We start from the raw sequence: 19,811 nt of genomic DNA on the forward strand, positions 1-19,811 counted from the left end.
CGATACCTGATAACGTCTTCTGCAACTTTCCCTTTCCAGTCTTTCCCGAGCGCGCCTCGCTTTTGGCCCTGGAAAGGCTCTAGCTAAACGCAAAGGACAAGGCAGGCCGGAAGGGCAGTGCGCGAGGGGAAGACGGGGCCTCGCGGCCGTGAGCGCACGGAGGGTAACCATGCAACAGCCCAGCATAAGGGCACCGCATCCACCACCCGCCACGCCAGCAACAGGCAAAAGGCATTCCCCTACTTCTACCCATGCAACAGCACCCAAACTAAGGCAACAGCAAACTGCATGCACAGAAAGCAATCTCCGGTATATCCTTCAACTGCGCTCAGGATGACTTTTGAAAGAAGGCAAAGCCTTCCAAGCCCGTTTTTCAAAAGCTCCTCTAAAACGGAGTTCTATCCTGAAAAAGTTTTCCCGCAAACACTAGGATACTCAACTTTTCCCTTAACTTTACGTGGCAAATACCATATACGCTATTTGCTATGCAGTCTCACGCTCCCAATCTGTTGTTCGAAGCCCTGACTTACGACGACGTTCTGCTATTACCCGCCTATTCAGAGGTACTTCCCAAAGATACAAATACATCTACCCAACTAACCCGCAACATTCGGGTGAACATTCCTATCGTGTCGGCGGCCATGGACACTGTGACCGAGGCAGACATGGCCATTGCCATGGCGCAGGAAGGTGGCCTGGGGTTCATCCACAAAAACATGAGCATCAAGCAGCAAGCCGAACAGGTGCGCAAGGTGAAACGCTCTGAGAGTGGCATGATCCTGGACCCGGTTACGTTAGATGAGCACGCCACACTGGGCGAGGCCATCCAGATCATGAAGGAACACAAAATCGGGGGAATTCCGGTGGTGTCCTCTGACAAGAAACTGGTGGGCATCATCACCAACCGCGACCTTCGGTTCGAGAAAAACTTCTCGGTGAAAGTGTCGGAGATCATGACCAAAGACCGGCTCATCACCGCCCCCAAAGGCATTGAGTTAGACAAGGCCGAAGACATTCTCCAGGAATACAAAATCGAGAAACTACCGGTCATTGACGAAAACGGTGTGCTGGCCGGATTGATTACCTACAAAGACATTCTCAAAAGAAAACACCGCCCATACGCCTGCAAAGACGAGTTCGGGCGTTTGCGTGTAGGAGCCGCCGTGGGCGTAACGCCCGATGTGCTGGACCGTGTAGGTGCGTTGGTGGAAGCCGGTGTAGACGTAATCAGCGTAGACACTGCCCACGGACATTCCAAAGGCGTGATGGACGCGGTGCGCAGAATTAAGACTGCGTTCCCTAACGTGGACCTGATTGCCGGAAACGTGGCTACCGCCGAAGGGGCCAAAGCACTGGCAGACTCCGGGGCCGATGCCGTGAAAGTAGGCGTAGGTCCGGGCTCTATCTGTACCACCCGTATTATTGCCGGTATTGGCGTTCCGCAGTTGTCGGCTGTAATTGAAGCGGTGAAAGGGCTGGAAGGAACCGGCGTACCGGTGATCGCCGATGGCGGAATCAAATTCTCCGGTGACCTGGTGAAAGCCATCGCGGGTGGCGCCAGCACCATCATGATCGGTTCTCTGCTGGCCGGTACCGAGGAAGCTCCCGGCGACATGCAGATCTACGAAGGCCGTAAATTTAAGACCTACCGCGGCATGGGCTCCATTGAAGCCATGGGCGAAGGTTCTAAAGACCGCTATTTCCAGGATGCAGAGGATGATGTAAAGAAACTGGTGCCTGAAGGCATTGTGGGCCGCGTGCCCTACAAAGGCCTGGCCGGCGAAGTGCTGTACCAACTGGTAGGTGGCCTCAAAGCCGGCATGGGCTACTGCGGCGCCCCGGATATTGACACCCTCAAGAAAGCCAAAATGGTAAAAATAACCGGGGCAGGTTTGCGCGAGAGCCATCCGCATGACGTACAGATTACCCGTGAGGCGCCTAACTACAGCCGTTAATAGTAAATTAAGAAGACTGTCGTTTTCTATTGCCATTCTGTTTTGCTCTGCTCAAGGAAGGTCTTGGGCAGAGCAAAATTCGTTTTAGGGGTATTTCTTTAAAGTACCTGCAAAATAACACCAACCAACCATGGAGACGAAATACGGACGCTACGCAATTCTGCCGGTGGTTCCCGGCGAGTCTGGAGACTCGCTTCATCCTCAGTCACGAGACTGTAGTCTCGCGCCAGTTGATTTTTAGAACTGCTTGCGTCCGCAATACCGCCCGTTCCAAAGTCCTCGTAACGTCTGTGCCGATGCCGTTCCAAGCTCATTCTCCACAAAACAGCCTTTAAACGCATCTGCGGGGTTCTCCCTGGCCTTTATGAAAGATCGTTTTACGGTTTGGGATAGCTCACTTCTCCTTGATGCGGATTCCGGATAAATAGCTTTGTTACAAATACTTAGCTTCCTCCAGGTTTTTTCATAAGGCATTCACGTGCTTTTAAGCTGTTTTCTATGAATCATTGTAAAAGATTTCGCGTTTTCTATATAGACCTCTTCTATTACGAAGGGCCTCCTTTTTAATAAGGAGAGCTATCGTTCACAAGTCAAATAACTTAGCAACCCGCAAGGGCCGCCAGCAGGGTCTGGTTTGAAGAACATAACTTTTTTTTAATTACTTTTAAGAAATTCTCGTATTCACCCACATCTATCACCTAACCAACCACCGCAGGCAATCGCTCCAATGCCCCAAGACAAAACCATCAAACAGATAAGCCTACTAACCGGAAGTGTGAGCTGGGTGCTGCTATTGGTGAACGTTTTGTTTCTGGCCCGCCAAGAGCAGCTAGGCGAAGCCAATGCCGCTTTCCCGTACCTGAGCAACCTGCTGTCTGTGGTGTTCATCCTTTCGGTGTTCATTTACCAGCGGCACTATGTTCCCATTCAGCGCAGCGCCGAGTTCACCTCTCCCCTTTGGGGCCTTTTTGTAAAAGGCGGCCTGGGAGCGTATGCCTGGTTGGTTTTTCACTTAAGCTACCCCAACCTGAGCAAGAATGCCCTCAACAGTCCATATCTGCTGGATATTGCCTATCAGGTTCTTTTCGGGTTATTGATTTACTTTTTGGCCAAGGCGTTCTACTCGTGGCGACAGCTCATTCTGTACCATAAAACCAAAGACATTCAGAATCAGTGGAAATGGTTTGAGATTCTGATGTCCCTTCCTTTGTTGGTGCCTTTGTTAGTGCCTTTGCTTTCGCAGAAGCCCAACTACACAGAACATTTTTTCATTCTCCTGGACCTAGGCCTTTTGTTCTTGTATGGCCTTTACATGAGTGTGCACCAGCGCTGGATTGCATTTTTGACGCTGGACAAAAAGTGGGGCTGTATTTTCCTGCTTACGGCGGTCATGGCCTCGGGCGTGCTGTTTGCTAATTTCCTGTATATCTACCATGATTCTCCTGAACTGAAGATAGATTACACAGACAACCCGTTCATTCTGCTGGCCTTGAGCTTTGTGCTTATTTACGCGCTGGCTTCTTTACTGGTAGCGCTTTTCAGTTTGCCTACTACCCGGGTTTTTGAGCAGCGGAACGCCGATCTTCTGAGTTTCCAGCGTTTAAGCCATTCCATTCAGCAGGGGCAAAGCGAAGAGGAAGTCTACAACATATTGTTTGAAAGTGCCATCAAAGCCACGGGGGCAGATGCCGCCTGGCTGGAAGTGGCAGAGACCACGCACGTAGATACGTCCCAGACTACCGGCAGCCCAATTGATGCAGAAACCCAGGCCTTGGTGAAGGCGCTGGTAAAACAGGTGCAGGAGCAGGATAAGTCCCTGTTGAACAACGTGTACGTGAACGGCGATCTGGGTCTGCTTCCCGAGTTTAAAAATCACCATAGCCCTTTTAACTCGCTTCTGCTGGTGCCGCTGGTTTCTGCCAAGCGCCGCTACGGTTACCTGTACCTGCTGCTGGAGATAGAGCAAGGATTTGACGCTGATACCATTAGTGTGGTGCAGTCTTTCGTGAACCAGACGGTGCTTACCATTGAAAACCTGCGGCTCATGCAGGAATCTTTGCAGAACGAGCGCTACAAAGAGGAACTCAAGATCGCGACGCTGGTACAGGATCGCCTCAACCCTAAAACCTTCCCCACAGATACCTGGTTTGACATCAGTACCTACTCGCAGGCGGCCAAAGAAGTGGGCGGCGATTTTTATGATTACTTGCAACTAAGCAAGTCGCGCATTGCCATTATTATAGGCGATGTGTCTGGGAAAGGGATTTCGGCGGCTTTTCACATGGCACAGATGAAAGGCATTTTCCATGGGCTTATGCAGCAGGATTTGATGCCAGATGCCTTCATGGTACAGGCCAACAGTGCCCTCAGCCGGTGTCTGGAACGCACGTCTTTCATCACCTCGGCCCTGTACATCATTGACTATGAGATGCAAGGGGTTTCTTTTGCCCGGGCGGGCCATTGCCATACACTTTACTATAACTCTATGATGGAAGATACGTTCTATTTCCAGACAGAGGGACTAGGTTTGGGCATTGTACGGGACCCGTCTTACGCCAAGCGCATTCACCGGCTGCACTATGACTACAACCCCAATGATGTGATGGTCATTTACACCGATGGGATTGTGGAAGCCCGTAACACCCGGCAGGACGAGTACGGCGAGGATCGTTTGAAATACATGCTTTCCCAAACCTATCACTTAGAGGCCGAGGATATCAAAAGCGCGATCATCAATGATGTCAATAATTTCAGCAGTGACATTCTGCATGATGACCAAACCTTGCTCGTGATCAAGTTCAAACACCGCCAACCTAACAAATAGAGGATTCGTAAAGAAGCACGATGAAAATAAAACAGACCGTAACCGACAACACCATCACCATCAGTTTAGATGGTGAATTAGACGCCAGCTCTTCTGTGCTGCTGGATGAAGAACTCTCCAACCCCAGCATTATGATGTTTGGAAAGATCTTGGTTGACTGCAAGAACCTCAACTACATTTCCTCAGCGGGTTTAGGCGTATTCATCTCGCATTTGCAACGCTTTGAAGACGCCCAGATCAAGCTTATTTTCTTCAACATGCAAGAGAAAGTGCGCAATGTATTTGAGATTCTGGGGCTGGATCTGCTCATGACCATTGTCTCTTCCTATGAAGAAGCTGTGACCATTGCCAATGACTAACAAGATCCGGGTCAGTTGTGACAGGAAAAATCTGAAAGTTATCCGCGCGTTTGTGACGGAGACTTTATTGCCTGTCCATTTGTCTGAGATCATGTTAAACCAGATCATTTTGGCCGTAGACGAGATCTGCGCCAACCTGATCATCCACTCCAACAAGGAAGACAGCCAGAAGAACCTTTGTCTTACCATTAAGTATGACAACCGGGAAATCATTTTTGAGCTGGAAGATACCGGTACTCCCTTTGTAAAGGCTGATTACAAAGAGCCTGACATCCATGGCAACATCAAGGAAGGCAAAAAAGGAGGCGTGGGCGTGGCACTGGTAAATAGAATCATGGACAAAGTAGAATACAGCGTAAAGGGCTCTACCAACCTTTGCCGCCTGCACAAACGCATTGCGTAAACTACTACCGTATAATTTTTCTCCTGCATACAATAAAAACCGTTTCTGGCATGTTTTGAGCAAAAGATGCCAGAAACGGAGCAGGTTTTCCCCTTACCTGCTCCGTTGGCACTATGTTTTTCAATACTAGCCTGTTCTCTCCAAAAAAATGAGTAAAATTGCATAATGGAAGGGAAGCCTATCTGCCAGACCTTCCGCATTTTGCTGACATCTATGCGAGTTTCTTCTTTGTATGTGGGCCTGGGTGCCCTGCTCCTTTTCCAGTGTACTTCCCCTAAAAAGGCAGCTGAACCTGTTTTACTCACCATTGGCCCGGAGACCGTCCCGGTTTCTGAGTTCGCCTATGTGTATGAGAAAAACAATACCAGCTCAGACAGCGCCTTTTCCAGCGCCAGTGTCAACGAGTACCTGAATCTGTATACCAACTTCAAACTGAAAGTGGCCGAGGCCAAAAGCCGGGGTCTAGACACTACGCAGGCGTTTAAGACAGAACTGGGCGGATATAAAGAGCAGTTAGCCCAACCTTTTCTCACCGAGAAAAGCGTGACCGACCAATTAGTACGCGAAGCCTATGAGCGCCTGAAGAAAGAAGTAAACGCCACGCACCTGCTCATTACCGTTGACATGGAGGCCGACCCCAAAGATACGCTGGCGGCTTACCAAAAGATCATGGATTTGCGAAACCAGGCGGTAAACGGCACGCCGTTTGAGTCCTTAGCCCAACGCTTCTCAGAAGACCCATCGGCTAGGGAGAACGGCGGTAATCTGGGTTATTTCACGGCCTTGCAGATGGTGTACCCGTTTGAGAACGCCGCCTTCAACACGCCAGTAGGCCAGATCTCGCAACCGGTAAGAACCCGTTTCGGGTACCATCTCATCAAAGTGAACGAGGTACGCCCGGCCCAGGGCGAGATCAAAGTGGCGCACATCATGGTGCGGGCGCAGCAGGGCCTGCCTAAAGCAGATTCACTGGCCGCCAAAAAGAAGATAGACGAGATTTACAGCCGCGTACTGCGCAAAGAAGACTGGAACAAACTCACCTCCCAGTTCTCAGAAGACGCCGCTTCCGCGGATAATGGGGGCGAGTTGCCGTGGTTCGGGACGGGCCGCATGATTCCTTCGTTTGAAGAAGCTGCTTTTGCTCTGGCCCAGCCGGGGGCCATTACACCTCCGGTGCAAACCGTTTACGGGTGGCACATCATTAAATTGCTAGAGCGCAAAGAACTGCCTACGTATGAAGAGATGGAAACGTCGCTTCGTAACCGTATTGCCAAAGACTCCCGTTCAGAGCTGAACAAGGCCGCGTTCCTGCGCCGCATCAAAACCGAAAACAAATTCCAGGAGAATTCAGCCATTAAGGAAGCAACTCTGCGTCTGGCTGACTCTACCCTACTCACGGGCAAATGGCAGTTCAATGTTCCGGCAGAGCCGAAGAACTTACCAACGGCCACGCTTTTCACCATCAACAGCCAGCCGTACACGGTGGGTAATTTCGCCACGTACATTGATGCGAACCAACGCCCCAGACAGAATGTGTCCCCGGCCCACGCCATGAACCTGCTGTATGACAAGTTCGTGGAGACCAGCCTGTTGGACTATGAGCGTGAACACCTGGAAGAAAAGCACCCCGACTACAAAATGCTGGTAAACGAGTACCATGACGGTATTTTGCTGTTCCAGCTCATGGAAGAGAAAGTATGGGCCAAAGCCGTAGAAGACACCGTAGGGCTGAAAGCTTTCTTTGCCGCCAACCAGGACAAGTACATGTGGGGAGAGCGTGCACAGGCCACTATCCTGAGCGCCGCCAACCCAACCGTTTTAGCCGAGGCTCAGTCATTGCTGAGGGCCGGTAAATATCCGTCTGCCAGAATCAAACCCGTAGATGTGCTTTTCACGTCAAACAGTACAACTCTTTCCAAAGCCGCCACAACGCAACTAGACCAACTGGCCGCCGCGCTGGTAGCAGACACCACTTTGTCCTTAGAGTTGACTGGCTACCAAGATGCTCGTGAAAGCGCAAACCGCAAGAACTCAACCTTGCCCGCCCGCCGTACCACAGCCGTTAAGAATTACCTGCAAAAGAAAGGTGTTACCGGAGAGAACATCAAACTGGTGCCAGCCACCAGTGAATCTATTGGCACCCGCCGGGCATCATTGCGCGTGTACACCTCAGATGTGCAAGCCATAGCCGAGCAACTGAACCAAGGTAACCCTCTGGCCCTACAAGTGACCTCCCGTAAGTTCCAGCGCGGTGACAACAAGGTATTAGATGGCGTAACCTGGAAGCCGGGCACGTACAACGTGACGCAAGACGGCCGTTCCATCTGGATCAAGATTGACCGGGTAGAAGCTCCTGCTCCCAAAAAACTCAATGAAACCAGAGGCGTGGCTATCTCAGATTACCAGACGTATCTGGAACAGGAGTGGATCAAAGAACTTCGCCAGAAATACCCGGTAAGTGTGAACCAGACAGAGGTGCAGAAGCTTATTAAGAAGTAAGAGCTTGCTTGAATTTGAGGTTTGCAGGCGAAAATGACCAGAGAAAGGTTCTGAGGAAGCATTTTTTGAGCAGCGTAGCAGCGCTACGGAGCGAGAAAAAGGTGAACGCAGGTACTCTCTATGGGCATTTGCAGCGCAAAACTCAAATTTAAACATGCTCTAAGCAGGCCCGAAGTTTCTTTTAATGAAGCCGTTTGCCTAGCTTTGTTTGTTTCCCACTATACTATTTTGCAAGAGAAGCGGTTCTATAGAAAGCAACCGCTATACAGAATACCATGAAAATCAGAATTTCTTCTTTCTTTAAAAGCCTTCTCCTACTCTGTGTTTTGGGTGCTATGGCGCCTCGCGCCGAAGCTCAGCAAGCCACATTGGTAGATAACATAGTAGCCAAGGTAGGAGGTCATATTATCTTACGCTCTGAACTGGAGTTCCAGCACGCCAACGCCGTTTCCCAAGGCTACAAAACCCCAGATCTAAAATGCCAGATTTTACAGTCATTGGTACAGAACAAACTATTGCTGGCCCGCGCCGAAGTAGATTCTGTGATTGTGGAAGACAGCCGGATTACCGGTGAACTGGACGGTAGACTTAATACCATGATTTCCCAGATTGGCGGAGCCGAGAAACTGGAAAGCTACTTCAACAAGTCTATGAGTGAGATCAGAAGTGATCTGCGCCGCAGCATCAAAGAGCAGTTGACCATACAGCAAATGGAACGGGAAATTTCCGGTAAGATTAAAGTGACTCCCAAAGAGGTGCAGCAATACTTTAACCGCATTCCCAAAGACAGCTTACCGTATTTCTCTACGGAGGTGGAAGTAGGTCAGATTGTAAAAATTGCGCAGATTGGTACCGCCCAGAAACAGGCTGCCCGTGAGCAATTGGAGGGAATACGCAAGCGCATTATAGCGGGCGAAGACTTCGCAGCGCTGGCCCGTCAATATTCGCAAGACCCTGGTTCTGGGGCCGCAGGCGGAGAGCTGGGCTTCTTCAAGAAACGTGAACTGGTGCCCGAATACGAAGCAGCCGCCCTAAAACTGCAGCCCGGCGAAACCTCACCGGTCATTGAGTCTATGTTCGGTTTCCACATTATTCAGTTATTGGAGCGCCGCGGCGAAGAGTTCAACACCCGCCACATCCTCATCAAGCCAGCCACGGCTCAGGCAGACATGCAGCAAACAGCGCACCTGCTGGACAGCATCCGTACGTTGGTGCAGAATGACAGCGTTTCGTTTGCCAAAGCGGCCAAAGACTTTTCAGATGATATGGCTACCAAAGGAAACGGCGGTATGATCACAATGCCCGGCAGTCCCACCACCTACATTCCCGTTGACAAGGTAGACCCTTCCATCTTCTTCGTGATTGATACCATGCAAGTAGGTTCCGTAAGTGCTCCGCTTCCGTACCGTACCGAAGACGGCAAAGAAGCCATGCGCATTCTTTACCTTAAATCTAAAGCAGCTCCGCACCAAGCCAACATGCGGGAAGATTACCAGAAAATTGCCGCTGCGGCCCTCGCCGACAAACGCAACCGGGCCATTTCTGAGTGGTTCGAAAAAAACAAAGACACGGTGTTTGTAGACATCGTACCAGAATTCAAAACCTGTAGTTTAGACGACTAACCTCCCCTTCTATGCCTCCCTTTGCCTCTGACAAAGAAGCTGCAGATGCGCTTCACCATGCCTATAAACGTCTGACCGCTGAAATATCCCAAACCATCATTGGTCAGGAAGAAGTGGTGAAACTGGTGCTGACTGCCGTTTTTTGTCAGGGGCATTGTCTTTTGGTGGGAGTACCGGGCCTGGCTAAAACCTTGCTGATTCAGACTATTTCCAATTCCCTGGATTTGTCGTTTAACCGGGTGCAGTTTACCCCAGATTTGATGCCCTCAGATATTCTGGGTTCCGAGACTTTGGACAATAACCGGCAATTTCAGTTTGTGAAAGGCCCGGTGTTTGCCAACATTGTACTGGCAGATGAGATTAACCGGACGCCGCCTAAAACCCAGGCCGCGTTGCTGGAGGCCATGCAGGAATACTCGGTGACCGTAGCAGGCCACCATTACAACCTGCCCCGTCCGTTCTTCGTGTTGGCCACCCAGAACCCCATTGAGCAGGAAGGAACGTACCCCTTGCCAGAGGCACAGCTAGACCGTTTCATGTTCCACATAGCCCTCGCCTACCCCAGCTACGAGGCCGAACTGCAGATTGTCAAAAATACCACCGGTGACCGCAAGCACACGCCCAACGTAATTTTGCACGCCGATGAAATCACCGCTTTCCAGCAACTGGTGCGCCGCGTTCCGGTCACCGACAACGTGGTGGAATACGCCGTGAAGCTGGTGCACAAAACCCGTCCCAACACCTCATTAGCCGGAGCCCAAACCGACCAGTACCTGGAATGGGGTGCCGGTCCGCGCGCCTCACAGCACCTCATCATGGGCGCTAAATGCAACGCCCTCATCAGAGGAAAATACTCGCCAGACATTGAGGACGTGCAGGCTGTAGCCGTTCCTATTCTGCGTCACCGCCTGGTTCGTAACTTCAAAGCCGAAGCAGAAGGCATTACCGTGGAACAAATCATCAAGGGTCTGCTATAGTGTTTTAGGTCTGTTTTCTGAAAAGAAAACCTAAATCAGAAGTTCGTTCCTTTCCTTTTCTTACCTTCCCGCGGCATACAAGCAATGCGTGGCAGAGACAAGGCAGTGCCTGCTCTCTACATTATCTGATTACAATATTCGCTACTTTCCCCCTTTCCAGTCTTTCCCGAGCGCGCCTCGCTTTTGGCCCTGGAAAGGCAAAACTAAGCGCAAAGGACACCTCAGGCCGAAAGGGCAGTGCGCGAGGGGAAGACGGGGCCTCGCGGCCGTGAGCGCACGGAGAGAAACCATGCAACAACAAAGCATAAGGGCACCGCATTAAACCACCAATGTGTGTACCTATACAAAAGCAGCTAATTCTAGCCAAATACCAATAAGACAGAAACTAACCACAGGGATACTTCAATTCCAGCTCCTTTTCAGAAAACAGTGTCAAAACAGAATTTGCCCAAAGGTGAGGCAACAGGAAGTGGTGAAAAAGAGTAACGCATTGTGTACTTTTGCCCAGATTCATAAACTTAACTCCGCATGGAAGCAGCTGCTCTTTACGAACGCTTTGAAAATAACCTGGAAACGATCTTCTCCTACCTTAAGAGAGGTCTGGATGTCCGCACCACACCCTACAACATCTCTATGCCCTTAGAGTTGAACCTGCTGTGCGATGTTTTGACCAACGCCGGTTTCCCCTGCCGCGTGACTAAAGACGGTTTTGAGGCGTTAATTGAGTTCCATGACTTGTACATGCAGGAAGGCCAGCGCATTTCAGATGTGATGCACCGCATATTGGAAGACAAACGCGCGTACATCCGCACGCCAGACGGCACGGTGTTATTGAAAGAGCAACTCATCAGGCGTTTAGAGTATTTCAACGAGATTGCCCACTCCATGGAAGTGATTGCGCGCCTGCAGCAATTAGGCAGCCCGCTGCAATACAACTATCCTTTCCTGAACCAATAAATAAACGGGAGCATTCCGGTTCACCGGATTACCTTCACTTTTATAAAAACACAACACAAACTGCCTGGCAAGTCTGTCTCTATTGAGATGAACTTACCAGGCAGTTCAGGTTTAAGGAGGTGGCACGCATTCCGTCCCCCCTTTGAAGGAGTTAGGGAATGAGTACTCGTGCTGATGATGGCTTTGCCGAGATTCATTATGAATCGTTTATGGCTGTTGCCAAAGGTTCTTCTTCCGTCCTTGTCATCCCCCTACCCCCTTCGAAGGGGGGACGGAATGCGTGTATAGGATACAGAGGAGAAAGTGGGTTGTCTCTATTTTTATGCCTGAAGTCACTCTAAATTCTGAGTGGTAAAACAGCCGCCAACCATCAATTCCTTACAAAGTTCTGCTTTTTGGAATCTGCAGAAAAGCAGTCTCGTACACCAAACAAAACTAGGCACTTTCCATGCAGTCACCCAGCACCACTTCTGATACAAGCGTCGCGCTTTCCACCGAAAGGCTTCGGCTGCTGCCGTACACGCTGGAGATGGCGCCTGCCTTCTGGAAGCTGCTGGACCAGAACCGAGCCCGTCTTATGCCCGACTTCCCGGATCGGACCTCGGCCGTGGTTACTCTTTCAGATGCCCAAAACCGAATCAGGGTGTTTATGTCACAGCACAAGGTTGGTGATTTATACAGCTTTGGGATTTGGAGTAAAGAAACCGGCGAATGCTTGGGCGACATTACCCTGCGCCGGTTGTCGCGCGGGAAACCGTATGCCGAGGTGGGTTATTATCTGAGCGACCAGGCTGAAGGCCGCGGTTATGCCACGGAGGCGCTCCAGGGCATTGCTCGTTATGCGTTCCAGGACCTTAGAATGGAGAGCATCAACCTGCGCTGCACCGTAGACAATGAACGCAGCAAACGGGTAGCCGAACGGAGCGGCTTCACCTATCTCAAAACCTATACGCCGGTACTGCAAGATTCAGGAGACAAACCAGCTTCACCCATTCACGTGTACCGCCTGCATAAAAATGACACAAACGCTGCGCTGCTGTGGTAACCTCTTTTTGGGCTTGTTTTCAGAAAACAGAACTTAAAACGGCACTTATCTTTTCTTGAGTTTAGCCAGAAAGAAGTCAGAATTAAAGTGCAGGTACAGGCTGTTGGAGAACTCCAGTTTAGGGTAATCAAAGTCAATGTACGGCTCCAACCGCAGGGTTAGGGTGAGCCCCTCGGTGAGTTCCAGGTCATGCATGAAGCGCACAATCAAAAGTTGCCGGTTCTTTTGCGTAAAGTCTGGCGTTTTGAAGTTGGAGGAGACCGAAGGAAACAGCTTACCGCCCAGTTCAGAGTAATACCCGCTGCCCCGCCAGTAACTCAGCATCACGTTCTGGTATTTGGTATCTACCCCCGCATTCAGGTACATGCCGCCGCCCTGCTCAAACGGCTGTTCCTTGGTATTGGAGAAATCTTTCCAGCCTACCACGTACGGCTGAAAATGCAGCGCCTTCAGAACTTTCTTATCATAGTTTTTCCTGATGACCAAACCCGCCGCCACGTTGGTTAAGGTCACCAAAGGTAAATCGGTGACGTCAATCTGCCCGCCCCGGTGCTGAGCCGTGAACTGGAGCGGCAAGCCGATGTAAGTTTCCGATCCAGGGGTGTTTTCCGGAGAATCCACGGGAACCGGGGTTCGGTAAAGCGTGAGTTCCGCCGAGGCTCCTCCGGCCACTTCTTCCTGAAACGGGTCCATGCGTCTGAGGTAGCGTTGCCAGTCAATCCAGACGTCCAGCTTAACGCCGGGTTTGTTTAGCAGGAACTGCAGGCCGTTCTCCAGGCGGTTGGTGATGACGCGCTCAAAGTCATAGAGAGGTTCTATGTAGCCGTGGTTCAGGTTTCCCTCCAGCGTCCCTAACAGCAGGGCCATGCCGTTTTCCTCGTACCGGATGGTGAAGGTAGGCTGCAACAGGGAATATCGGCGCGAGCCGAAATCTTTCTGCACCTGCACGCCCGCGTCTATGCGCACGTTAGAAGACGGAAAGTAAATGAACCGCGGGTTCAGATGGTAACCGAAGAGCGTGTAACCTTCGGCGATGTCATTGAAATACTCATTGTTCTTCTGGTAGCCAAAGGCATTGATGCCCAACTGCAGCTCACCGGCCTGATCTGGTTTAACAGGTTGCCTGAACTCAAGGGCTTTGTTGTTTAGCTGCGCAAAGGCGGTTTGACCTGCTAAAACAGCAGCGGCGGCTACTAGAAGCCATTTGTGAGACATAAGAATACGGTTACGCGAGGTACATGCAAAAACAAAACAGGCCAGGAACCCACTACCACCACTGCTCTACCCTCCCCCTGAAAGGTACTTAAAAACTTGAAGAAACAGAATCAGAAAGGTTACGCCGGTATTCCTTTCAACGGCTAGATTCTGGGCTACTTTCTGCTAAACGGGCAGAAAACAAGACCTTACCCTCTCCGCTCTTCTTTCAGGTTTTACCCTTAAAATTACTGCTCTGCCTGTAACTAAAATGCGGGTACAGTTGTTTCAAAGAAGCCAGAGAAAGCACTAACTTTAGCCTTGCTCGCTAAGTCTCTGGTGCTTTGTGAGTTGCTGTTTGCTATTTTAAATAGCAAAACGCTATAAAAAATAACTAAAAAAAGTAGTAAATCTTGGCACAAATCCGGTACTTTGGGTGTTTCCTTTATACACCTCCGGAATATGTCTGGAAAGCAGGAAAACGCCGCGGCTAGCGTTTGCAGATTGCCTCAGGAAGTTGTAAATTCATCAAAACTTAAGCATAGAAAACACAAACATGAGTGTACAAAGCGAGAAATTAAAAGCGCTCCAACTCACCATCGACAAGCTGGACAAAACCTACGGGAAAGGTACGGTTATGAAGCTGAACGATACCCAGGTGGAGGACATCCCAGCTATTTCTACCGGCTCACTGGGCTTAGACATTGCCTTGGGAATTGGTGGTCTTCCGCGCGGAAGGGTGGTAGAGATTTACGGGCCAGAATCGTCCGGTAAAACTACCCTCACCATGCACTGCATTGCAGAAGCGCAGAAAAAAGGTGGTATTGCCGCGTTTATTGACGCTGAGCACGCTTTTGACAAAGCATACGCCGAGAAGCTAGGCATTGACACCGAAAACCTCCTCATTGCGCAGCCAGACAACGGTGAGCAGGCCCTGGAGATTGCCGACCACTTGATTAGCTCCGGTGCTATTGATATCATTGTTATTGACTCTGTGGCCGCTCTGGTGCCTAAAGGCGAACTGGAAGGCGACATGGGTGACAGCAAAATGGGCCTTCAGGCGCGTTTGATGTCCCAAGCCTTAAGAAAGCTGACTGGTACCATCAACAAAACTGGCTGCTGCTGTATCTTCATTAACCAGTTGCGTGAGAAGATTGGCGTGATGTTCGGGAACCCCGAGACCACTACTGGTGGTAACGCCCTGAAGTTCTACGCCTCGGTACGTCTGGATATCCGTCGTATTGGTCAGATCAAAGAAGGTCCAGACAATATTACCGGTAACCGCACCAAGGTGAAAGTGGTGAAAAACAAGGTGGCACCTCCGTTCAAAGTAGTGGAGTTTGACATCATGTACGGCGAAGGTATTTCCAAAGTAGGCGAGATCCTTGACTTAGGGGTTGAGCTGAGCGTGGTACAGAAATCAGGTTCCTGGTTCTCTTACAACGGCGACCGCTTAGGCCAGGGCCGCGACGCCGTGAAGCAGTTCTTGTTAGACAACGAAGAGCTGATGCAGGACATAGAAGGCAAAATCAGAGCGATTGTAAAAGGCGAGCCCGAGAAAGTGGCGGCGGCCTTAGCAGACACTCCTGAATAATTTCTTATATTCTTCACAAAACGGCACCTTTTTAGGTGCCGTTTCTGTTTAAATGGTTTGCATCTGAAAATATATACCTTTGTCTACCATTGAACTCGTTGCGGTTTGGTACGACATTTGAATAGCTTCAGGCATACAGGAAAGATTGGCTTATGCGTGTAAAACATCAACTACTACTTATCGTGCCGCTGTTGGGCTTAGTTTTGAGTGGCTTCGCTTTGAATGACACCATGCGTACCGTGAAAAATGACTCTTTCGCCCCCGGCGAAAACCTGCAATACAAAGTCCACTACGGAGTTATCAATGCCGGCGAGGCTACCATCAACGTGGCTCCCACTATTCAGCGCATTAACAACCGTCCGTGTTACCAGACTACGGTAAGCGGCAAAACCATTGGTTCTTTTGACTTCTTCCACCGCGTACGCGATACATGGACGTCTTTCATTGACACCTCCTCCATGCTGCCTATGCGGTTTCACCGCAACATAGAAGAAGGCCGTTACCGCCGCAAAGAAACCACCGATTTCAACCACGCCAACAACACCGTGGTAGTGAACGACAGCCGCGACGAGAAGAAAAACCAGGTCTTCAAGGTGCCAGACAACGCCCAAGACATGATCAGTGGTTTCTACTACCTGCGCACGCTTGATCTCAGCAGTTTTAAGCCGGGGCAGACCATCAGAATGCAGGGGTTCCTAGGCGATGAAGTATTTGACATGACCGTCACGTACCGTGGCAAAACCACTGTAGAAACTAAAGCCGGAAAGATACGGGCGCACCGTTTAGTGCCTAAAATGCCTAAAAACAAGCTATTCAGCGGCGAAGACGCCATTTCTGTCTTCTTTTCTGATGATGAAAACAAAATCCCGGTCATGTTCCAGGCCGAAATGTTTGTGGGTTCTGTGAAGGTGGATCTTTACAAATACAACGGACTGCAAAGTAGATTGAATGTGGTAAGGTAGTATTAGAGATTGTTTTAGATCCTGCAGCAACTGTCTCTAACCACCTAACCTATATGAAAACCAGATACTTTTTTGCCTTTGCCCTACTGGTAAGCTTTCTATTCTTAGGTATAGATTTACGCGCTCAGAGCCAAATCTCCACCATCTTGTCAAATGACGGGAAGGTAGCGTTCACGATAACAAAATCTAACGTTTCCGTTTTGCTTTCTCAGAAAGGCCAGATCACCAATCTTTCCATCAATGCAAGCGGTGAGATTTCTTATGATATTCACAACCGGATTGACCAAATTGGGAAGATGGAGATTTCATATGATATCCATGACAGGATTGATGAGATTGGTAAAACGGAAATTTCCTATGACATTCATGGCCGGATAGATAAAATAGGCCAGGATGAGATAGACTATGATCTTTCTGGCAGGGTAATCAAAATAGGTCAGACAGAAATTTCTTATCGGTTCAATACTGGTAACATTGAAAGCATTAAAGACCGATAGCCCTACGCTTCTTTAAAGTCCCTTTATTGGCCAATGGCATATAAAGGGACTTTCCTGTTTTTCGGCCTGTTTTCCAAAAAACACGCAGGAAACAGCTTATGTAAGCGACTCACCATCTGCCCAGATATTATCAAATTGTTACCAATCCATCTAAGCTGGTTAAAAAAAACACAAGCAATTACTTATCCTTATATTTGTATAGAAATTCAGAGTAGGGCAACTGCATCTTACGCGCTATGTCACTCCTCTGACCTTCCTGGGAGATAGCTTTGGTTCCACTAACCGCATCCTATGCAAACGCCGGCTAAATACAAGATTCTAGTAGTAGATGATGATCCAGACATCATAGAACTGTTGCAGTACAACCTGGAAAAAGAAGGCTACGAAGTAGGGCAAGCCCCCAATGGCCAAGTGGCGCTGGAAGTGGCCCGGAAATTTGCCCCAGACATCATTCTGCTGGACGTCATGATGCCCGTCATGGACGGAATCACCACCTGCCGCCAACTCCGCGACAACCCGAAGTTCAAAGACACGCACATCCTGTTCCTGACCGCCCGCTCTGAGGAATTCTCTGAGGTAGCCGCTTTTGACGCCGGGGCCGATGATTTTATTGTGAAACCCATCAAGCCGCGGGCCCTCATCAGCCGGTTGGCGGCCTACAAGCGCCGCGATACCAGTCAGGGAACAGAACAGGTTCAGGTCATAGAGATTGGCGAGTTCAAGATTGACCGTACCAGCTTTATCGTGCACAAAGGCGAGCAGAAAATCACGTTACCCAAAAAGGAATTCGAGCTGCTGGCTTTCCTGGCGACTACGCCCAACAAAGTATTCAGCCGTGATGAACTGTTGAATAACGTTTGGGGGAACGATGTGTTTGTGATTGCCCGCACCGTAGATGTGCACATCAGGAAAGTGCGGGAGAAGATAGGCGAAGACCAGATTAAAACCATTAAAGGCGTTGGCTACAAATTCAACACCGACTAATTCCACTACTCCTGCCCCTATTCCGCCTTCCCCTAAAAAGGGGCCAAAGCTGAGTTCGCAGCGAATTGCCATCCTCATCTCGGTGCTGGTAGCAGGCATCATCACCATTTATCTGGGCATCTCGCCGTACCTGGAATTCAAACAGCGGGTGTTGGCGCTGGCATTGACCTTTTCCGCTTGCTTTTTGCTGGTGTATTTCTCCTATGAGGCGCTCATTTTCCGGGAAATCAACAACATTTACGCCAGTCTGGAGAAGTTCAAGCGCAAGGAGTTCAAGCAGATGAGCACCAAATTCCTCTTTAGGCCAGATCCCTTGCAGCGCATCAAAGATGAGATTTACCATTTGGCGGAGCGTAACCAGAAGGAGATTGAGGAACTGAAACGCCTGCAAGCCATGCGCCGCGAGTTCTTAGCCGATGTTTCGCACGAACTCAAAACCCCCATTTTCGCCGCGCAGGGCTTTATTCATACCCTGCTGGACGGGGCCATGGATGATGAGCGCGTACGCGACAAATTCCTCCAGAAAGCCGCCAAAAGCTTAGACGGGCTAGACACGCTGGTGCAGGACCTCATCACCATTTCGCAGCTAGAGAAAGGGGTGATTCAGATGAAGAAAAAAACCTTCGACCTGAATGAACTGGGCCAGGAAGTATGGGAGCAACTGGAAAGCAAGGCCAAAGCCAAGAACATCACCATTCACCTGCTGAACGCCCCCGAGGAAATCTTCATGGTCATAGGCGACCGAGGCCGCATCAAGCAAGTGCTCATCAACCTCATGGACAACGCCATCAAATACGGGCTGGAGAACGGCAACATCTGGCTTTCTTTTCAGGATGGCAAGAAAAAAACACTGGTCACCGTGCGCGATGACGGACCCGGCATGTCCAAACAGCACCACGTCCGCATTTTTGAACGTTTCTACCGCATAGACAAAAGCCGCACCAGAGATACCTCGGGCGGCGGAGGTTCCGGCCTGGGTCTGGCCATTTCCAAACACATTGTGGAAGCGCACAAATCCACCATTGCGGTGTTCAGTGAAATAGGCCAGGGCACCACGCTGCACTTCAAACTCACCAAAGCCAAGCTGGAGTAATCTGTATTTAGAGCCCGGTTTCCTGAAAATAGCTTTAAAACAAGCGCGTTTGATATCTTTGAGAAACATGGGTCCAATTTCCCGTGGAAGGGGATGTTTTCCCTTCATCTTACTTCTTTTAAAGTCTAGTTTCTGCCATGCGCTCTTCTTCTGTATCTGGTTTTGTCATGATCGCTTTGGCTTTGCTTACCAGTTGTGTCAGCACCAAACATACCACTCCGTTGGGCGGCTGTCTGGTCAACCTGAAAGCGGGCGAAAAACTGCTGATGGCCGAAGTGCCGGGTTCTTCTTCGTATGAGTCAGCGGCGTTGTACCAGATTCTGGAGAAAGAAGCCCTTGCAGCTGGTGTAACGCCCGCTTACGCGGCAGAACAGGAAATGGACTTACGCTTGCACCAGGTAAAGCCTACCGCAGATACCGCCAGCCTGGCCGCGTTGCAGAAACTGGGGTACGCCTATTATCTGCGCGTGCAGGTAGCCGGCAAAGAAGCCACGGAAAGCTATACCCACACCTCTGCAGAAGAAAGAAGGGAAGCCGAGGCTTCTCCTCTTCCCGCCAGCTTCAGCAAAGACGATGACGTTACCAAAGCACAACTGACGTTTTCGTTGTACACCACTGATGAACGAAGATTGGTCTACACCCTCGTGACCAAAACCGAGATGCGCACCTTGCCCATTGCTGAGAATGACGGCGACCTCCACTCGGTCAATCTTTCCACCGTCTCTATGGCTATTCAGAAAGCGATGACCAAAGGCGTGAAGAAGCTGCTGGAGAGTTGCCTGTAACCTCTTTCATTACTTCAGGTACTTCAGGACAAAGCAGTAACCGTCCTGTATTTCAAGGTTA

General features: G+C 50.0%; 16 protein-coding genes. 15 read left to right on the top strand and 1 reads right to left on the bottom strand.

Going from position 1 to position 19,811, the window contains the following annotated elements; translation table 11 throughout:
• Window positions 1–485 precede the first annotated feature (485 nt).
• The 9 genes from guaB (at window position 486) to ACY0JR_RS07845 (ending at window position 12,641) form a co-directional block, all read left to right on the top strand.
• Window positions 486–1,955 (top strand): IMP dehydrogenase, encoded by a 1,470-nt coding sequence (gene guaB / locus ACY0JR_RS07805; RefSeq protein WP_462633388.1) that lies wholly within the window; start codon window positions 486–488, stop codon window positions 1,953–1,955.
• Window positions 1,956–2,682: 727 nt separating this feature from the next.
• Window positions 2,683–4,779 carry a PP2C family protein-serine/threonine phosphatase gene (locus ACY0JR_RS07810; protein WP_462633389.1) on the top strand — a complete coding sequence of 699 codons (2,097 nt, stop codon included), beginning with the start codon at window positions 2,683–2,685 and terminating at the stop codon, window positions 4,777–4,779.
• Window positions 4,780–4,799: 20 nt separating this feature from the next.
• Entirely contained in the window at window positions 4,800–5,138 is a 339-nt protein-coding gene (locus tag ACY0JR_RS07815; protein ID WP_462633390.1) for an STAS domain-containing protein, read from the top strand.
• Window positions 5,131–5,541: an ATP-binding protein gene (locus ACY0JR_RS07820; protein ID WP_462633391.1), complete on the top strand. Its 411-nt coding sequence runs from the start codon at window positions 5,131–5,133 to the stop codon at window positions 5,539–5,541. The genes ACY0JR_RS07815 and ACY0JR_RS07820 overlap by 8 nt, the downstream gene beginning before the upstream one ends.
• Window positions 5,542–5,754: 213 nt before the next feature.
• On the top strand, window positions 5,755–8,040 hold the full coding sequence (locus tag ACY0JR_RS07825) for a peptidylprolyl isomerase (protein ID WP_462633392.1): 2,286 nt from the start codon (window positions 5,755–5,757) through the stop codon (window positions 8,038–8,040).
• A gap of 275 nt (window positions 8,041–8,315) precedes the next feature.
• The gene (locus ACY0JR_RS07830) at window positions 8,316–9,662 is read left to right on the top strand and encodes a peptidylprolyl isomerase (RefSeq protein ID WP_462633393.1); all 1,347 of its coding nucleotides are present in this window, start codon (window positions 8,316–8,318) and stop codon (window positions 9,660–9,662) included.
• An 11-nt stretch (window positions 9,663–9,673) separates the two neighbouring features.
• Window positions 9,674–10,639 (top strand): AAA family ATPase, encoded by a 966-nt coding sequence (locus tag ACY0JR_RS07835; RefSeq protein ID WP_462633394.1) that lies wholly within the window; start codon window positions 9,674–9,676, stop codon window positions 10,637–10,639.
• A gap of 528 nt (window positions 10,640–11,167) precedes the next feature.
• Complete coding sequence (locus ACY0JR_RS07840) at window positions 11,168–11,596, top strand: hypothetical protein (protein ID WP_462633395.1); 429 nt, start codon at window positions 11,168–11,170, stop codon at window positions 11,594–11,596.
• A 448-nt stretch (window positions 11,597–12,044) separates the two neighbouring features.
• Complete coding sequence (locus ACY0JR_RS07845) at window positions 12,045–12,641, top strand: GNAT family N-acetyltransferase (RefSeq protein ID WP_462633396.1); 597 nt, start codon at window positions 12,045–12,047, stop codon at window positions 12,639–12,641.
• A gap of 45 nt (window positions 12,642–12,686) precedes the next feature.
• Here the strand turns inward: ACY0JR_RS07845 and ACY0JR_RS07850 are convergent, their stop codons facing one another.
• The gene (locus ACY0JR_RS07850; RefSeq protein ID WP_462633397.1) at window positions 12,687–13,856 is read right to left on the bottom strand and encodes a hypothetical protein; all 1,170 of its coding nucleotides are present in this window, start codon (window positions 13,854–13,856) and stop codon (window positions 12,687–12,689) included.
• 535 nt (window positions 13,857–14,391) lie between these two features.
• On the opposite strand from ACY0JR_RS07850, the gene recA reads away from it, so the two are divergent.
• From recA to ACY0JR_RS07880, 6 genes are all read left to right on the top strand, one after another.
• On the top strand, window positions 14,392–15,429 hold the full coding sequence (recA, locus tag ACY0JR_RS07855; protein ID WP_462633398.1) for a recombinase RecA: 1,038 nt from the start codon (window positions 14,392–14,394) through the stop codon (window positions 15,427–15,429).
• Window positions 15,430–15,581: 152 nt separating this feature from the next.
• Window positions 15,582–16,391, top strand: a complete 810-nt coding sequence (locus ACY0JR_RS07860) for a DUF3108 domain-containing protein (RefSeq protein WP_462633399.1) — start codon at window positions 15,582–15,584, stop codon at window positions 16,389–16,391.
• 53 nt (window positions 16,392–16,444) lie between these two features.
• Window positions 16,445–16,888, top strand: a complete 444-nt coding sequence (locus ACY0JR_RS07865) for a hypothetical protein (protein WP_462633400.1) — start codon at window positions 16,445–16,447, stop codon at window positions 16,886–16,888.
• 291 nt (window positions 16,889–17,179) lie between these two features.
• A complete protein-coding gene (locus ACY0JR_RS07870) occupies window positions 17,180–17,872 on the top strand; it encodes a response regulator transcription factor (protein ID WP_462633401.1) in 693 nt (230 codons plus the stop codon).
• Window positions 17,847–18,965: a sensor histidine kinase gene (locus ACY0JR_RS07875; RefSeq protein WP_462633402.1), complete on the top strand. Its 1,119-nt coding sequence runs from the start codon at window positions 17,847–17,849 to the stop codon at window positions 18,963–18,965. The genes ACY0JR_RS07870 and ACY0JR_RS07875 overlap by 26 nt, the downstream gene beginning before the upstream one ends.
• Before the next feature lie 137 nt (window positions 18,966–19,102).
• A complete protein-coding gene (locus tag ACY0JR_RS07880) occupies window positions 19,103–19,750 on the top strand; it encodes a hypothetical protein (protein ID WP_462633403.1) in 648 nt (215 codons plus the stop codon).
• Window positions 19,751–19,811 lie beyond the last annotated feature (61 nt).

Source organism: Rufibacter sp. JT3400010 (genome assembly GCF_054956755.1).

Coding starts and splice junctions, on each gene's coding strand:
- ACY0JR_RS07850 (WP_462633397.1), bottom strand. CDS start 13,856: ATGTCTCACAAATGGCTTCTAGTAGCCGCCGCTGCTGTTTTAGCAGGT.
- ACY0JR_RS07835 (WP_462633394.1), top strand. CDS start 9,674: ATGCCTCCCTTTGCCTCTGACAAAGAAGCTGCAGATGCGCTTCACCAT.
- ACY0JR_RS07815 (WP_462633390.1), top strand. CDS start 4,800: ATGAAAATAAAACAGACCGTAACCGACAACACCATCACCATCAGTTTA.
- ACY0JR_RS07825 (WP_462633392.1), top strand. CDS start 5,755: ATGCGAGTTTCTTCTTTGTATGTGGGCCTGGGTGCCCTGCTCCTTTTC.
- ACY0JR_RS07810 (WP_462633389.1), top strand. CDS start 2,683: ATGCCCCAAGACAAAACCATCAAACAGATAAGCCTACTAACCGGAAGT.
- ACY0JR_RS07830 (WP_462633393.1), top strand. CDS start 8,316: ATGAAAATCAGAATTTCTTCTTTCTTTAAAAGCCTTCTCCTACTCTGT.
- recA (WP_462633398.1), top strand. CDS start 14,392: ATGAGTGTACAAAGCGAGAAATTAAAAGCGCTCCAACTCACCATCGAC.
- ACY0JR_RS07820 (WP_462633391.1), top strand. CDS start 5,131: ATGACTAACAAGATCCGGGTCAGTTGTGACAGGAAAAATCTGAAAGTT.
- ACY0JR_RS07860 (WP_462633399.1), top strand. CDS start 15,582: ATGCGTGTAAAACATCAACTACTACTTATCGTGCCGCTGTTGGGCTTA.
- ACY0JR_RS07865 (WP_462633400.1), top strand. CDS start 16,445: ATGAAAACCAGATACTTTTTTGCCTTTGCCCTACTGGTAAGCTTTCTA.
- ACY0JR_RS07880 (WP_462633403.1), top strand. CDS start 19,103: ATGCGCTCTTCTTCTGTATCTGGTTTTGTCATGATCGCTTTGGCTTTG.
- guaB (WP_462633388.1), top strand. CDS start 486: ATGCAGTCTCACGCTCCCAATCTGTTGTTCGAAGCCCTGACTTACGAC.
- ACY0JR_RS07845 (WP_462633396.1), top strand. CDS start 12,045: ATGCAGTCACCCAGCACCACTTCTGATACAAGCGTCGCGCTTTCCACC.
- ACY0JR_RS07870 (WP_462633401.1), top strand. CDS start 17,180: ATGCAAACGCCGGCTAAATACAAGATTCTAGTAGTAGATGATGATCCA.
- ACY0JR_RS07840 (WP_462633395.1), top strand. CDS start 11,168: ATGGAAGCAGCTGCTCTTTACGAACGCTTTGAAAATAACCTGGAAACG.